Below are 15836 nucleotides of genomic sequence, written 5' to 3' on the forward strand. Positions count from 1 at the left end.
AACCATCGCACCGATCGTCACGGTCGATCTCGAAGCTCGTGAAGAGACCGCGAATCAGGCACCGCACCGTGACGAATCGGCGTCGACCTCCGACGCCCATCCGAGGATCTGTTCGTCGCCGCGCGCCGCTAAGATTGGTGGGTCCGGCATCCCACCACTTCCTTTGGAGTCCTGCCCTCGTGACGACCACCACCCCCACCAGCTCCGCCGTCGCCGACACCGTCGAGAACGCCGTCGCGACACCGGACCGCGAGCAGCCCTACGGCGCCCTCGGCCTGAAGGCCGACGAGTACGCGAAGATCCGCGAGATCCTCGGCCGTCGTCCCACGAGCGGCGAGCTCGCCATGTACTCGGTCATGTGGAGCGAGCACTGCTCCTACAAGTCCAGCAAGATCTACCTGCGTCAGTTCGGCCAGAAGGTCACCGACGACATGAAGAAGAACCTCATGGTCGGCATGGGCGAGAACGCCGGCGTCATCGACGTCGGCGAGGGCTGGGCCGTGACCTTCAAGGTCGAGAGCCACAACCACCCCTCCTACATCGAGCCCTTCCAGGGTGCGGCCACGGGCGTCGGCGGCATCGTCCGCGACATCATCTCGATGGGCGCCCGACCGGTCGCCGTCATGGACCAGCTCCGCTTCGGCGACATCGACCACCCCGACACCGCGCGCGTCGTGCACGGTGTCACCGCCGGCATCTCCTCCTACGGCAACTGCCTGGGCCTGCCGAACATCGGCGGCGAGACCTACTTCGACAAGGTGTACCAGGGCAACCCGCTCGTCAACGCCCTGTCGGTCGGTGTCCTGCGTCACGAGGACCTCCGCCTCGCCAACGCCTCGGGCGTCGGCAACAAGATCGTCCTCTTCGGTGCCCGCACCGGTGGCGACGGCATCGGCGGCGCCTCCATCCTCGCGTCCGACTCCTTCGACGCGAACGGCCCGACGAAGCGTCCGGCCGTCCAGGTCGGCGACCCGTTCGCCGAGAAGGTGCTCATCGAGTGCTGCCTCGAGCTCTACCGCGACAGCCTCGTCGAGGGCATCCAGGACCTCGGTGCCGCCGGCATCTCCTGCGCCACGAGCGAGCTCGCGGCCAACGGCGACGGCGGCATGTTCGTCGAGCTGTCGCACGTGCTGCTGCGCGACCCCTCGCTGACGCCCGAGGAGATCCTCATGTCGGAGTCGCAGGAGCGCATGATGGCCGTCGTCGAGCCGGGCAAGCTCGACGCCTTCCTCGCCGTCACCGACAAGTGGGACGTCGAGACCTCGGTGCTCGGTGAGGTCACCGACACCGGCCGCCTCGTCATCAACTGGCACGGCGAGGAGATCGTGAACGTCGACCCCTCGACCGTCGCGGTCGACGGCCCGGTCTACGAGCGCCCGGTCGCCTACCCCACCTGGATCGACGCCCTGCAGGCCGACTCCGCGTCGGCCCTCCCCCGCACCGACGCCCCTGCCGAGCTGGAGCAGCAGTTCCGCTCCCTCCTCGGCTCGGCGAACCTCGCCGACAAGAGCTGGATCACCAACCAGTACGACTACTACGTGATGGGCAACACGGCGCTGTCCTTCCCCGACGACGGCGGCATGATCCGCGTCGACGAGGAGTCCGGCCTCGGCTTCGCCATCGCGACCGACGCGAACGGCCGCTACTGCCAGCTCGACCCGCGCCAGGGCGCGCAGCTCGCGCTCGCGGAGGCCTACCGCAACGTCGCCGTCACCGGTGCCGTCCCGGCCGCCGTCACCGACTGCCTGAACTTCGGCTCGCCGGAGAACCCCGAGGTCATGTGGCAGTTCTCCGAGGCCGTCGCCGGCCTGTCGGACGCCTGCCTCGAGCTCGGCGTGCCGGTCACCGGCGGCAACGTGTCGTTCTACAACCAGACGGGCGACGTCCCGATCTTCCCGACGCCCGTCGTCGGCGTCCTCGGCGTGATCGACGACGTCGCGCGCCGCATCCCGAGCGGATGGCAGGACGAGGGCGACAACCTCTACCTCCTCGGCACCACGTCACTCGAGCTCGACGGCTCCGCCTGGGCCGGGACGATCCACGACCACCTCGGTGGCCTGCCGCCGAAGGTCGACCTCGCCGGCGAGAAGACGCTGGCCGAGCTGCTGCACGCCGCTGCCAAGGAGGGCCTCGTGTCCTCCGCCCACGACCTCTCCGACGGTGGTCTCGCTCAGGCGCTCGCGGAGAGCGTCATGCGCTTCGGTGTCGGTGCCCGGGTCTTCCTCGGTGAGCTGCTCAGCCGCGACGGCGTCGACCTCACGACCGCGCTCTTCTCCGAGTCGACCGGTCGCGTCATCGTGTCCGTGCCGCGCGAGGACGACGTCAAGTTCCAGGGCCTGTGCGAGGGCCGCGGCTACCCGGTGCTGCGCATCGGCGTGACCGACGCCTCCGCCGTGGGCGACGCGACGGAGCCCGCCCTCGAGATCCAGGACGTCCTGACCATCCCGGTCTCCGAACTGCGCCGCGTCTCCAAAAGCGTCCTCCCGGAGCGGTTCGGTCCGGTCATCGGCTGAGCGACCCGCCTGCACACAGCCCCTGCGCCCGACGGTGTGGGGGCTGTGCTGTGTCAGGAGCGGCCAGCGCGGCACCGACGCGTGAGCTGCATCGAGGTGGCCGCTCCGTCGCCAGAGGATCAGATCGCCGGGTGGGCGGATACCCGAAACCCACCCACCCGACTCACCACCGGGCGCTCAAGCCAGGAACCCGAATGTCCTGACCGGCGTCTCCGGCAGTGGTGTCGCAAGCGACGACTTCAGCATATCAGCATTTGGAATGCTTCACGGAAGCGTCGCGGCCATCCCCCACAGTCGTTCCACGGCCAGTTCCGCAGCGATCGCGTCCCCCTCCGCGACCGCGTCCCGGAGGATCGGGAAGTCCACCGCGAGTGACGGCCAATCGAGCCAGTCGGTGTCGGCGGTGACCTCGAGTTGCGGCGACAGCAGCGCGAGTGCGTCGCGAGCGGTCGTGACCAGGATGCGATTCGGGCAGAGGGCGACGAGATGGTCCATGAGCGGCCACGAGAGCTCGGCGTAGGCGACCGGGTCCTGCAAGCCGATCACTCGCGACACCTCGTCCAGCTCGGCGACGAGCGCCGCTCGGTCGGCGTCCTCGAGGACGGGCACGGTCACCCGCGTCACGCCACCCAGCAGCGCCCCGAGCGTCTGGAAGAGATGGATCCGCCGATGGCGGGGCCTGCTGGCCGTCGAATCCGCCGACATGCGTCCCACCTTCCTGCCGCTCCGAGGTACGCCGTGCGCGCCAGGATAGCAAGGCTCGGCGCACCCGGCTGCACCTGTGCATCCGGCATGTTCACCAACACATGAGGCACAAAACTATCCAACACACCTTGGATATCGGTATTCTGAACTGGTCATATCCCAGCTCGACGATCGGAGTCCCATGCCTGTTCCCAAAACCGTCGAGACGAGCCCTCGGAAGCTCCTGCGCGACATCGTCTTCGAGCAGCTCCTGACCGCGATCGAAGACGGCACCCTCGAGCCCGGCGAGCGCCTCAACGACGAAGAGCTCGAGAAGTGGCTCGGCGTCTCGAGGACCCCGATCCGCGAAGCGATCAGCAAGCTCGCCGACATCGGACTGGTCGAGACCGCACCGCAGCGGTACACCCGCGTCGCGAAGCCCACCGCCGAGCAGTACGCCGAAGCACTGCGCCTCCTGAACGGCTTCCACGAGCTCAGCGCGCGGTGGAGCATCCCGCAGTTCACCGACGAGGACGTCGCGGCGTTCCGCGAACTCGGCGACGCCGTGCTCGCGGACATCGAAGCGCGTGACAAGCACGTCCTCCGGTCGTCCTCCGCCTTCGCCGACTTCATGGTCGAGCGTTCGGGCAACTCGCTGCTGCAGCAGGTCGCCCGTCAGATGAACACCCGGGTGACCTACACCTCGCTGCCGACGATCGACTTCTTCCAGTGGGACATCTTCGCCGCGTACGTCACCGGGCTGGTCGCGGCCGCCGAGGCACGTAGCGCCGAGGACGCCGAGCGCGTCATGCGCAAGCAGGCCGAGGCCACCGACGCCTTCCTCGAGCAGGTCATCGCCGCCGGTGGAGGACTGCCCGCCGCGAGCTAGCCGGCGAACAGCGGCCATCGAGCCGCAGAGCGTCACAGAGCCGCCTCCCGATCGGGAGGCGGCTCTGCACGTTGTACGGTGGACCGTCGGTCGCGTGACCGCGCATCATCTGGCAACGGACCCGATCGGAGCACTGCAGTGGGGATCCTCCTCTGGCTCTTCGACGCGACGTTCAGGGTCGGCGACCAGGTGGTCCTCTGGCGGGAGGTCGTCGGCAACCTGTTCGGCCTGGCGAGCGCCCTCGGCGGCATGCGTCGCCGCGCCTGGGCCTGGCCCGTCGGCATCATCGGCAACGCACTCCTCCTGACCGTCTTCCTCGGCGCGGTCTTCCACACGCCGAACCCGACCAACCTGCTGGGGCAGGCGGGCCGCCAGCTCATGTTCATCGTCGTGTCGATCTACGGCTGGGTGCAGTGGCGACGGGTCGAGCGGGTCGAGGCGACGACCGGTCCGGTCGCCGTGATCCGGCCCCGCTGGGCCGGCTGGCGGGTGCGGCTCGTCCTCGTCGGCCTCCTGCTCGGCGGCACGCTGCTCCTGATCCCCGTGTTCCGGGCACTCGGTTCCTACGAGCCGGTCTGGGCCGACGCGTGGATCTTCATGGGCTCCCTGCTCGCGACCTGGGGGATGGCGAAACGCTGGGTGGAGTTCTGGCTCATCTGGGTCGCGGTCGACCTCGTCGGCGTACCGCTCCTGTTCGGCGCCGGGTACTGGGTCTCGGCGTCGATGTACCTGTTCTACGGGGCGTTCACCCTCGCCGGTTTCTTCGTGTGGGCCCGCGGCGAGCGCGTCGCCACGTCGCGCTGAGCTGACGCCTCGGTGCCGGCGTCCGGGCCGCTCGGCGGGAACGTGACGGTCACCACCAGCCCACCCTCCGACCGCGCGGCGAGCTCGAGCGCAGCCCCGTGCACCTCGGCGATGCTCTCCACGATGGCGAGTCCGAGCCCGCGTGACCGCTCCGGACCCCGCGCGACCCGGCCGCCGGCGCGGTAGAACGGTTCGGTGAGCCTCGCGACCACGTCCACCGGGATCGACTCCCCGGAGTTCTCGACCCGGAGGACCACCGCGCCGCCCGCCGGACCGCCCGACCGGCGCACCGAGACCCGCACGAAACCACCGTCGACGTTGTGCCGGACGGCGTTCTGCAGGAGGTTCCCGCACAGCTGGTGCAGCATGGCCTCGTCGCCCCAGACCGCGAGGTCCTGCACCTCGGCCGTGCAGTCGATCCCGCGCGCTCGAGCCGCGGAGGCTGCGGCGACGCAGGCCTCGGAAGCCAGCTCTCCGAGTGCCACGTTCTCACCCCGCAGCTCCGAGTGCTCGAGGTCGGCGAGGTCGAGCACGGCCTCGACGGTCTGGATGCTGCGCGTGTTCGTCTCACGGAGCCGGGCGATGAGTCCCCTGACGGTGTCGTCGTCGAGGTCGTCGCTGGTCGCGGCGACGTCGAGCATCGCCTGGGTCGTCGCGAGCGGGGTCCGCAGCTCGTGCGAGGCGTTCGCCGCGAACCGTTGGTGGGCGCGGAACGACCGGTCGAGCCGCTCGAGCATGTGGTCGAAGGTGTCGGAGAGGTCGGTGATCTCGTCCCGCGGGCCGGCGAGGGCGACCCGATGGTCGAAGGATCCCGTCGCCGCCCGCTGCGCGGCCACGTTGATCGCGTGCAGCGGGCGCAGCAGCCGGCCCGACAGGATCCAGCCACCCCACGCGCTCGCCGCCGCGAGGACGACGAGCACGATGAGCGACCAGACGAGGAGCGTGTTCAGGATGTCGCTCTGGTCCGAGACGACGAGGGCCGCAGTACCGTTCGCCGAGGTCAGCCCCTCGGCCGGCTGGTAGGTGGCCGCCCCGGCGACCTCGGTCGGCGCGGTCGCCCGCCAACGGGTCGCGCCGTCCATGGCCTCGTCGGCCCGCACCGCGGTGATCGCGTACGTCGGGACGTACCGCATGAAGGCGTAGATGAGCGCGAGCATGATCGAGCCGGCGACGGTGAACAGCAGCGCGTACGTCAGCGTCAAGCGCAGACGCACCGTCAAGCGGTTCGGGCGGCTGAGCAACCCCGCTGCGTCGGAACGCGGCATCAGTCGCCCTCGATCCGGTAGCCCGCCCCCGGGACGGTCGTGATCACCCACGGCGAGCCGAGGCGTCGGCGGAGGTTCGAGATGGTCACGCGGATGGTGTTCGTGAACGGGTCGACGTTCTCGTCCCAGGCCTTCTCGAGGAGGGTCTCGGCGCTCACGACCCCGCCGTCGGCGAGCAGCAGCTGCTCGAGGACCGCGAACTCCTTCCGTGACAGCTTCACGTACACGCCGTCGCGGAAGACCTCCCGCCGGAACGGGTCGACTCGCACTCCGGCACGCTCGAGGACCGGAGGGCGCGACTCCGCCGTGCGCCGGGCGAGCGCGCGGAGCCTGGCCACGAGCTCCGGGAACTCGAACGGCTTCACCAGGTAGTCGTCGGCGCCGAGGCCGAGGCCGGACACGGTGTCGTCGAGTCGGCGTGCCGCCGTCAGCATCATGACGCGGACACCGGGATGCTCGGCGACCACCGTTCGGCACACCTCGTCGCCGTGGGTGCCCGGCAGGTCCCGGTCGAGGAGCAGGACGTCGTAGTCGTTGATCGTGAGCGCCTCGAGCGCTGCGTCGCCGTCGTGCACGACGTCCGCGGCGATCGCCGCCTGCCGGAGACCGGCTCGGACCGCCTCGGCGAGGTAGACCTCGTCCTCGGCAACCAGGACGCGCATGATGTTCCTCTCGATGGGGTGTGGGGACTCCGGGATCGTACGGACGCTGATCGAGCAACCCCCGAGTGTCGGTTATCTATCGTGCCGTTCGAGACGTTCAGAGAACGTCAACGTTTTCCTTGACGCCCCGACAACGCGCCGCCGAGTGGACTGGTCGTCACCAGTCAGCCCCACCCACTGAGGAGAGCAGATGTCCGACATCACCATCACCCGTTCCGTCCGCCGTCCGGCCGGCAGACTCGCCGCATTCATCGCGATCCCGTTCCTCATCGGATCGTTGGCGGCCTGCAGCTCGGGCTCGCCCGACTCGAGCAGCCAGACCCCGAAGGCGGTGCAATCGTTCGACGACTGGCAGGTCGCCTTCGCCTCCTGCATGCGCGATGAGGGGGTCGACATGCCCGACCCCGAGCAGAACGGCTCTGGCGGTGCGTCCGTGACCCTCGGCGACGGAGACCAGGATGCCTTCCAGGACGCCTCCGCGACCTGCATCGACCGTCTCGGGACGCCTCCGGTACCCGCCGGAGGAAACCCCGCGGTCGCCGACGCCTTCGAGCAGCAGCTCGAGATGGCCGAGTGCTTCCGCGAACAGGGATACGAGATGGCCGACCCGGTGGAAGGGCAGGCCATGCAGATCCCCTCCGACGTCACGGAAGAGGTGATGGAAGCCTGCGGTCTCTCGTCCGACTCGAGCGCGCCGCTCGGCTCCACCGACCGATGAGCAACCGACGACGAGGGGTCGTCGTGGCCGTCTGCGTCGGCGCCGTCCTGCTTGCAGGCGGCGCCGCCGCGGCGGTCACGCTGGCACCGACGCAGGGGACGAACCAGGAAGAGCCGGTCAGCAGCATCCGCACCGGCACCGCACCGATCACCGCCGGCGACCTCGCGGGCACGACGCAGGCGAGCGGCACCCTCGACTACGCGGACCAGCGCACCATCGGCGGTGGAGCCGGGATCGTCACGGCGGTGCCCGCTCCCGGCAGCACGGTCTCGCTCGGCGGCACCCTCTACGCCCTCGACAACGTCCCGGTCACGCTCCTCCACGGACCGCTCCCGACCTGGCGGGCGTTCGAGTCCGGTATGACCGACGGACCGGACGTCCGGCAACTCGAGATGAGCCTCGCGGCCCTCGGCTACTTCGACCGTGAACCGGACGACGAGTTCGCCGCGTCGACCGTGCGTGCCATCGAGCGGTGGCAGAAAGCCCTCGGCGTCGAGGAGACCGGACGCCTGGAGCTCGGATCGGTCGTCTTCATGACGGGCGACGTGCGGATCGCATCGGTCGACGCCGCGGTCGGCACCACCGCCTCGGACAAGATCGTCACCGTCTCGTCCCTCGTGAAGCGCATCGACGTCCCGCTGAAGCTCGCCGATCAGCGGCTCGGCGTCGTCGGGACGAAGGTCGACGTCAACCTCCCCGGCGGACAGCGGACGACCGGCACGGTCACCGATGTCGGCGTCCCCACCGAGTCGGATGCGGACGGACAGAAGAAGGTCACGATCCCGGTCGGCATCACGCTCGACGATCCGGCGGCCGCAGCCGATCTGCAGCGCGCGACCGTGACGGTCGGCTTCCCGACGGAACGACGCGAGAACGTCCTCTCCGTCCCGGTGGAAGCGCTCATCGCGATCGATGACACGACGTTCGGCGTCGAGGTCGTCGAGGGGAAGGGGAAGCGCCGTCAGGTCCCGGTCACGACCGGTCTGTTCGCCGATGGTCGGGTCGAGGTCTCGGGCGACGGCATCCGCGAAGGTCTCGACGTCGTGGTGCCGGTGTCATGACCGAGACCATGACGGCATCGTCCGCCGCAGCCGATCGGCCGGCCTGCCCACCGATCATCCACCTCGAGGGCGTCACCCGCGAGTACGGTGAGCCGCCCACGCTCGCGCTCGCGGGTGTCGACCTGACGGTCGAGGAGGGTGAGTTCGTCGCCATCGTCGGGCCGAGCGGCTCCGGGAAGTCGACGATGCTCAACCTCATCGGGACGCTCGACCGACCGACCGGTGGGACCGCTCGCATCGCGGGCTCGGACGTCGGACGCCTCTCCGACGCGAAGCTCTCGGCCCTGCGCGCCTACCGCATCGGCTTCGTCTTCCAGCAGTTCCACCTCGCCGACGGCTCGACCACGGTGGACAACGTCGCCGACGGCCTCATCTACGCCGGGGTCCCCCGGGCCGAGCGCCGTCGTCGCGCGGTCGTCGCCCTCGAACGCGTCGGCCTCGGCCACCGTCTCGGCCACCGCCCGACCCAGCTCTCCGGCGGTGAGCGCCAGCGGGTCGCGATCGCACGCGCCGTGGTCGGTGACCCGCCGTTGCTCCTCGCCGACGAACCCACCGGCAACCTGGACTCCGTGTCCGGAGCGAGCATCGTCGAACTGCTGCACGAACTCCACGAGGCCGGCACGACCATCGTCGTGATCACGCACGACGCCGAACTCGCTGCGCGACTCCCCCGCCAGGTGGCGATCCGCGACGGCCGGATCGTGAGCGATTCGGGGCTGGCCGCATGAACGAGGAGCACATGAACCCCGACCACGATCGACGGTCGCGGCTCCTCGGTCGCGACATCCTCCGGCTCGGGACGACGGGTCTGCGGGCACGGCCGACGCGCGCGGTCCTGTCCGCCCTCGGGATCGCGATCGGCATCGCGGCGATGATCGCGGTCGTCGGCATCTCCTCGTCCAGTCAGGCCAAACTGCAGGCGCAGCTCTCCGCTCTCGGGACGAACCTGCTGACCGTCCAACCGGGCCAGAACCTCTTCGGTGAGGCAGCGACCCTGCCCACGAACACCGTCGGCAAGGTGGGACTGGTCGACGGTGTGGAACAGGCCGGCTCCGCCGCAGTGCTGAACGGCGTCCTCGTCTACCGCAGCAGCCTCATCGACCGGGCGTCGAGTGGGGGCCTCGGCGCAGCGGCGGTGACGGAGAGCCTGTTGGACGTCGTGGGCGGTACCCTCGCCACCGGTGAGTGGCTGAACCGGGCGACGGCGAGCTACCCCGCGGTCGTCCTGGGGTCGAAAGCCGCGGAACGGCTGGGTATCGCTACGGTCGGCTCGATGATCCAGCTCGGCGACCAGTACTTCACGGTGGTGGGCATCCTGGATCCGCTCGACCTCGCCCCGGAACTCGACACCACGGTGATGATCGGTGAGACCGTCGCCGCCGAACGCTTCGGGTACGACGGCAAACCGACCACGGTCTACGAACGGTCCTCCGACGAACGCGTCGAGGCCGTCCGCGAGCTCCTCCCCCGCACCGTGAACCCTGCTGCACCCGAGGAGGTCGAGGTCTCCAGGCCGTCGGACGCCCTCGCCGCCAAGCAGGCTGCCGATCAAGCCTTCACCGGTCTCCTCCTCGGACTCGGTTCCGTCGCCCTGCTCGTCGGCGGCATCGGGGTGGCGAACACGATGGTCATCTCGGTCCTGGAACGCCGACGCGAGATCGGCCTCCGTCGCGCCCTCGGGGCCACGCGGGGCCACATCCGGTCCCAGTTCCTCACCGAGGCACTCCTCCTCTCCGCGCTCGGCGGGGTCGCGGGCGCCGCGATCGGTACCGGCGTCACGAGCGTCGTCGCCGCGGTGAACGACTGGCCGACGGCGGTACCGCCGGAGGTGCTGCTCGCGGGCGTCGGCGCGACCCTGGTGATCGGGGCGATCGCCGGCCTCTACCCGGCGATCCGAGCAGCCAGGACGCCACCGACCTCGGCCCTCAGCGGCTGAGTCGGGGCCGCCGCCTGACTGCTCCGACGCGGGCCCGCTCCAGGAGACCCTGGATCGGGCCCGCGCGGCCGGGTAGCGTGCAGCCCATGGACATCAGACTCGAGAACGTCGGGATCGCGGTCCGCGACCTCGAGGCGACGATCGCCTTCTTCACCGACCTCGGCCTCACCGTACTCGGCCGCGACACGGTGAGCGGCGAGTGGGCCGACACGGCCGTGGGCCTCGACGGCAATCACGCCAGGATCGCGATGTTGCAGACGCCGGACGGTCACGGACGCCTCGAACTCTTCGAGTACCTCCACCCGGACGCGATCGAGACCGAGCCGACACTGCCGAACGAGATCGGCATGCACCGCGTCGCATTCGCCGTCGACGACATCGACGAGGCGCTGGCGATCGCCGCCAGACACGGCTGCTTCCCGCTCCGCGGCGTGGCGGACTATCAGGGCGTCTACAAGCTCAGCTATGTGCGCGGGCCGAGCGGCATCATCGTCATGCTGGCCCAGGCGCTGCAGCCGGATCGAGCCGGCGAGTCGGCCTGAGGTCAGTCGGCGATCGACTCGGTGAGGGCGCGGACGATGGCCGGGAGCGTGCGCATCGCGAGCTCGCGCGGTGAGCCCTCATCGCCGTCCGGGTCCATGAGCACGGCCGTCTGGATGGCCGACTCGTAGAGGGCGACGACGATGTTCGCGATGTCGGGCGTCGGGATCGTGAACCGGACGTGTGCGAGTCCGGCAGCCTGGTCGAGCCACGCGGCGAGCTGTCGGCCAGCGCTCTCCTGGTGCTGCAGGTAGCGGGCTGCGACGTCGGCGTCGCGCATCGCCAGCATCCGGAACTCCGACTGCACGAGGCACCAGCGGCGGTCATCGGGCTGGAGTTCGAGGAAGGCACGGATCAGGGCCTCGAGCGAACCCTCGGTGTAGCGGCCCGCTGCGTCGAGGAGCGACGGACTGACCGCCTGCAGTCCGGCCTCCAGGCGATCGAGTCGGAGCTGGTTCTCTCGTGACTCGAGAGCGAAGAACAACTCCTCCTTCGAATCGAAGTTGGAGTAGAAGGCGCCGCGGGTGAAGCCCGCGCGCTCACTGATCTGCTCGACCGACGCCGCGTGCACGCCGAACTCGGCGAAGACCTCGTAGGCGGCGTCGACCAGCCGCTCGCGCGTCCGCTGCCGACGCGCGGACTCGACGGGTGCCTCGTCGCTCGGGGACTCGACCGCTTCGTGCACGCGCATCCTGACACCTTACTGACAGCTCGACCGACTTCTTGCCGATACACCACTGTATCCAATACAGTCGTGTATCGGATACACCGATGTATCGATCCTGTTCGAATTTCTCCGTCGGCTCGCCTGCAAGCAGCGCCGACCTCCCTAGGAGCGACGCGTGTCCTCACTGCTCTACACCCTCGGCCGCTGGGCGTTCGGCGCCCGCAAGCTCGTGCTGATCCTCTGGATCGCCGTGCTCGCCCTCGCGGGTGGCGGCGCGCTGCTCTTCAACCAGGGAACCGACAACGCCTTCTCCATCCCCGGCACGGAGTCGCAGGAGGCGCTCGACTCGCTCGACCACACCTTCCCGCAGGTGGCCGGCGCCTCGGCGCAGATCATCGTCGTCGCGCCGAAGGGCGACACCGTCGAGGACGCCGGGGTCCGGTCGGCGATCGACGACGCCGTCACCGCCCTGGGCGACATCGGGCAGGTCGAGCAGGCGGTCTCACCCTTCGACGAGAACGTGACGGGGGCGGTCTCGGAGGATCAGCGGGCGGCGCTCATCTCGATCCAGTTCGACGGCGCGCAGACCGACATCACCGCCGCGACGATCAGCGACGTCGAGGACGCGGAGGCGAGCCTCGCGAAGGCCCTCCCGGCCGGTGCCGAGTCGTCCCTCGGCGGGCAGCTCTTCAGCAACAGCCTGCCGACGCTGAGTATCATCGAGCTCGTCGGCGTGGTCGTCGCGCTCGTCGTCCTCATCCTCACCTTCGGCTCCTTCCTCGCCGCGGGCATGCCGCTCATCACCGCACTGCTCGGGGTCGGCATCTCGATGGCGCTCATCTTCGTGGCGACGGTCTTCGGGCCGATCTCCTCCACGACGCCGATGCTCGCGCTCATGCTCGGCCTGGCCGTCGGCATCGACTACGCGCTGTTCATCATCTCGAGACACCAGGACGGCCTGCGCAGCGGGCTCGACCCGGCCGAATCAGCCGCCCGCGCGACCGCGACGGCCGGTTCCGCCGTCATCTTCGCGGGCCTCACGGTCATCATCGCCCTCCTCGGGCTCGCGGTCGCGAACATCCCGTTCCTCACGACGATGGGTGTCGCCGCGGCGGTCGGCGTCGCGATCGCGGTCGTCATCTCGCTCACCCTCATCCCGGCCATGCTCGGCTTCGCCGGCGAACGCCTCCGGCCCAAGGCGAAGCGGGCCAGCAAGCGTGCGGCGGCCCGGGGCGCTGCCGAGCCGGTCGACGGCCCACAGGACTCGGTCCCTGAGCACCACACCGCGGCCGCTCAGCACCACACCGCGGCCCCTGAGCACCACACCGCGGTCCCTGAGCACAACACCGCGGTCCCTGAGCCTGTCGAAGGGCACCCCAACCGCTTCTTCCTCGGCTGGGTGCGCGGCGTGACGCGACTCCCCATCGTCACGATCGTCGCCGTCGTCGCCGTCCTGGGCGCCCTCGCCATCCCCGCCCTGTCACTCCGACTCGCGCTCCCCGACGCCGGTTCCCTGCCGGAGGGCGACGGAGCCCGCACGACATACGACCTCGTCTCCGAGCACTTCGGTGAGGGCTTCAACGGGCCGCTCATCGTCACCGGCGGCATCGTCGGCAGTACCGACCCGCTCGGACTCATGGCCGACCTCAAGCAGGAGATCGAGGGACTCGACGGCGTCGCCGCCGTCCCGCTCGCCACCCCCAACGCGACGGCCGACACCGGGATCATCCAGGTCATCCCGAGCGGCAGTCCCGACTCCCAGGCGACGAAGGACCTCGTCGCCGAGATCCGGGGACTGCACCAGTACTTCCAGGACGAGTACGACGTCGACCTCCAGGTCACCGGGTTCACGGCCATCGGGATCGACATCTCCGACCGCCTCGGCGGCGCCCTCCTCCCCTTCGGTCTGATCGTCGTCGGCCTGTCGCTCGTGCTCCTGACGATGGTCTTCCGCTCCATCTGGGTGCCGATCAAGGCGACCCTCGGCTACCTGCTGTCGGTCGCCGCGTCGTTCGGCGTCGTGGCCCTCGTCTTCGAGCACGGCGTGTTCGCCGAGGCCCTCCACGTCGCGAGGACCGGTCCGGTGATCAGCTTCATGCCGATCATCCTCATGGGTGTCCTGTTCGGACTCGCGATGGACTACGAGGTCTTCCTCGTCTCCCGGATGCGCGAGGACTTCGTCCATTCGGGACTCGCGAGGCGATCCGTCGAGACCGGCTTCCTCGGCTCGGCGAAGGTCGTCACCGCCGCCGCCGTCATCATGTTCGCGGTCTTCGCCGCCTTCGTGCCGGAGGGCGACACGAACATCAAACCCATCGCCCTCGGGCTCGCGGTCGGCGTCTTCGTCGACGCGTTCATCGTGCGCATGACCCTCGTGCCGGCGGTGCTCGCGCTCCTCGGCGACCACGCCTGGTACCTGCCGAAGTGGCTCGACCGCATCCTGCCGTCCTTCGACGTCGAGGGCGAGGGCCTGCAGCGCGAACTCGAGCTGCGCGAGTGGCGCAACGGTGACGAGGTCGCCATCGCCGCCGCCGGGGTCACCCTGGCCGGCGCGGACGGCCCGCTGTACGAGGACGTCGACACGACGGTCGCCGTCGGTGGCGTGCTCGCGGTGCAGGGCGCGCGCCCGGTTTCGGTCACCGCCCTCCTGCTGACGCTGGCCGGTCGCCTCGAACCCGACCACGGTCGACTCAAGGTCGCCGGTCTGGTCCTGCCGGTCCGCGCCGGGGCCGTCCGGTCCCGCGTCGCGTACGTCCGTCTCGACCACGGCGAACCCGTCGGGACGCTCGCTTCGGCGCTGGCCGAACGCCCGGCCGTCATCGTCCTCGACGGGGTCGACACCGTGCCGGACGACGACACGAGACGCGGACTGTACGAGCACCTCCTGACGGCGACCAGGGCCGCGGAACGCTCGCGTCGGCCGCTCACGATCGTCGTCGGCACCGCGGACGCGTCCTCGCTCGCCGACGTCCTGCCGACCACGGCGCCGGAGGTACTCGACCTCGACCGCGCCGCCACCTCCTCAACTCCCACCGCCATCGCTGAATCGAAGGTCGACGCATGAGCACCATCCTGAACCGCCTCGAACGGGCCCGCTCCGGCAAGGGCATCACGGTCGTCTCGATCATCGGCCTCATCCTCGTGCCGCTCGTCATCGCCGGCGGACTCGTCTGGGCGCTGTGGAACCCGGCGGAACGACTCGGTCAGGTGACCGCCGCCATCGTGAACGACGACAAGCCGGTGACCGTCAACGGCCAGACCGTGCCGCTCGGACGCCAGCTCTCCGCGGGCCTCGTCGACGGCGACCAGAAGACCAACTACACCTGGGTCATCACCGACGCGTCCGACGCGAAGGCGGGCCTCGCCGACGGTTCGTACACGGCCGTCGTGACGATCCCGGAGAACTTCTCGAAGGCGGCGACCTCGTTCTCCGGCGACGCCGCCGACGCCGAGCGCGCCCGCCTCGACGTGACGACGAGCGACCGCAGCAAGCTCGTCGACGACGCCATCTCCCAGACGATCACGCAGACCGCGGCCTCGCTCCTCGGTCGGCAGCTCACCACCACCTACCTCGAGAACGTCTACGTCGGGTTCAACACCCTCCACGACCAGCTCGGCGAGGCCGCCGACGGCGCGAAGCAGCTGTCGACGGGCGGACTCTCGCTCGCGCAGGGTGCGCAGCAACTCGCGAACGGCACCACGCAGCTCGCCACGGGCGCGACGCAGTTGTCGTCGGGTGCGACGCAGCTGAGTGACGGGGTGGATGCGCTGGCCGACGGCGCCACGCAGCTGTCCGCCGGTGCGACGCAGCTGAGCGACGGGGCGAGCCCCAGCTCGCGAACGGAGCAGCGACGCTGTACGCCGGGACGCAGGGTGACGGGAGCGCGGAGAACCCGGGGCTGGTCGGCGGAGCCAATGGGCTCGCCGAGGCGGCGATCGGAACCTCCCGCGTCGCCGACGCGACGAAGGCATAGCAGCTCGACTGCTCCGTGGCGGCTCGCTGCCTCGGACGCCGAGTGAACGGCGAGCAGTCGCGCGACGCGCGATCGACCAGCGACGCTGATCGCGAACGGCGACATCCCTCGACCACCTTCGAG

General features: G+C 69.9%; 14 protein-coding genes. 10 read left to right on the plus strand and 4 right to left on the minus strand.

The window, feature by feature from the left end; all coding sequences use genetic code 11:
- The first annotated feature begins 179 nt into the window (after positions 1-179).
- The gene (gene purL / locus AC5JOC_RS01220; RefSeq protein ID WP_192004514.1) at positions 180-2513 is read left to right on the plus strand and encodes a phosphoribosylformylglycinamidine synthase subunit PurL; all 2334 of its coding nucleotides are present in this window, start codon (positions 180-182) and stop codon (positions 2511-2513) included.
- A 264-nt stretch (positions 2514-2777) separates the two neighbouring features.
- On the opposite strand, the gene AC5JOC_RS01225 is transcribed toward purL, so the two are convergent.
- Positions 2778-3218 (minus strand): GntR family transcriptional regulator, encoded by a 441-nt coding sequence (locus AC5JOC_RS01225; RefSeq protein ID WP_079705036.1) that lies wholly within the window; start codon positions 3216-3218, stop codon positions 2778-2780.
- A 181-nt stretch (positions 3219-3399) separates the two neighbouring features.
- Between AC5JOC_RS01225 and AC5JOC_RS01230 the strand changes: the two genes are divergently transcribed.
- Both AC5JOC_RS01230 and pnuC read left to right on the plus strand, forming a co-directional pair.
- Positions 3400-4086, plus strand: coding sequence for a GntR family transcriptional regulator (locus AC5JOC_RS01230; RefSeq protein ID WP_064294165.1), 687 nt, complete (start codon positions 3400-3402; stop codon positions 4084-4086).
- Positions 4087-4224: 138 nt separating this feature from the next.
- Complete coding sequence (gene pnuC, locus AC5JOC_RS01235) at positions 4225-4890, plus strand: nicotinamide riboside transporter PnuC (protein WP_079705035.1); 666 nt, start codon at positions 4225-4227, stop codon at positions 4888-4890.
- On the opposite strand, the gene AC5JOC_RS01240 is transcribed toward pnuC, so the two are convergent.
- Positions 4821-6155: a sensor histidine kinase gene (locus AC5JOC_RS01240; protein WP_494244925.1), complete on the minus strand. Its 1335-nt coding sequence runs from the start codon at positions 6153-6155 to the stop codon at positions 4821-4823. The genes pnuC and AC5JOC_RS01240 overlap by 70 nt on opposite strands.
- Positions 6155-6817: a response regulator transcription factor gene (locus AC5JOC_RS01245; protein WP_079705033.1), complete on the minus strand. Its 663-nt coding sequence runs from the start codon at positions 6815-6817 to the stop codon at positions 6155-6157. Before AC5JOC_RS01245 ends, AC5JOC_RS01240 begins: the two co-directional genes overlap by 1 nt.
- A 190-nt stretch (positions 6818-7007) precedes the next feature.
- Here AC5JOC_RS01245 and AC5JOC_RS01250 point away from each other — a divergent pair, with 190 nt between their 5' ends.
- The 5 genes from AC5JOC_RS01250 (at position 7008) to AC5JOC_RS01270 (ending at position 11074) form a co-directional block, all read left to right on the plus strand.
- On the plus strand, positions 7008-7535 hold the full coding sequence (locus AC5JOC_RS01250; RefSeq protein ID WP_137242347.1) for a hypothetical protein: 528 nt from the start codon (positions 7008-7010) through the stop codon (positions 7533-7535).
- The gene (locus tag AC5JOC_RS01255; RefSeq protein WP_494244927.1) at positions 7532-8596 is read left to right on the plus strand and encodes a peptidoglycan-binding protein; all 1065 of its coding nucleotides are present in this window, start codon (positions 7532-7534) and stop codon (positions 8594-8596) included. Before AC5JOC_RS01250 ends, AC5JOC_RS01255 begins: the two co-directional genes overlap by 4 nt.
- Positions 8593-9324, plus strand: coding sequence for an ABC transporter ATP-binding protein (locus AC5JOC_RS01260; RefSeq protein ID WP_240043950.1), 732 nt, complete (start codon positions 8593-8595; stop codon positions 9322-9324). The genes AC5JOC_RS01255 and AC5JOC_RS01260 overlap by 4 nt, the downstream gene beginning before the upstream one ends.
- Positions 9325-9335: 11 nt before the next feature.
- On the plus strand, positions 9336-10532 hold the full coding sequence (locus tag AC5JOC_RS01265) for an ABC transporter permease (protein ID WP_494244929.1): 1197 nt from the start codon (positions 9336-9338) through the stop codon (positions 10530-10532).
- Positions 10533-10618: 86 nt separating this feature from the next.
- Complete coding sequence (locus AC5JOC_RS01270) at positions 10619-11074, plus strand: VOC family protein (RefSeq protein ID WP_079705029.1); 456 nt, start codon at positions 10619-10621, stop codon at positions 11072-11074.
- Between the two features lie 2 nt (positions 11075-11076).
- On the opposite strand, the gene AC5JOC_RS01275 is transcribed toward AC5JOC_RS01270, so the two are convergent.
- On the minus strand, positions 11077-11763 hold the full coding sequence (locus tag AC5JOC_RS01275) for a TetR/AcrR family transcriptional regulator (protein ID WP_137242351.1): 687 nt from the start codon (positions 11761-11763) through the stop codon (positions 11077-11079).
- A gap of 151 nt (positions 11764-11914) precedes the next feature.
- Here AC5JOC_RS01275 and AC5JOC_RS01280 point away from each other — a divergent pair, with 151 nt between their 5' ends.
- Positions 11915-14803 (plus strand): MMPL family transporter, encoded by a 2889-nt coding sequence (locus AC5JOC_RS01280; protein WP_494244932.1) that lies wholly within the window; start codon positions 11915-11917, stop codon positions 14801-14803.
- Positions 14800-15759: a YhgE/Pip domain-containing protein gene (locus tag AC5JOC_RS01285; protein ID WP_494244933.1), complete on the plus strand. Its 960-nt coding sequence runs from the start codon at positions 14800-14802 to the stop codon at positions 15757-15759. The genes AC5JOC_RS01280 and AC5JOC_RS01285 overlap by 4 nt, the downstream gene beginning before the upstream one ends.
- Positions 15760-15836 lie beyond the last annotated feature (77 nt).

It is taken from the genome of Plantibacter sp. (assembly GCF_059073635.1).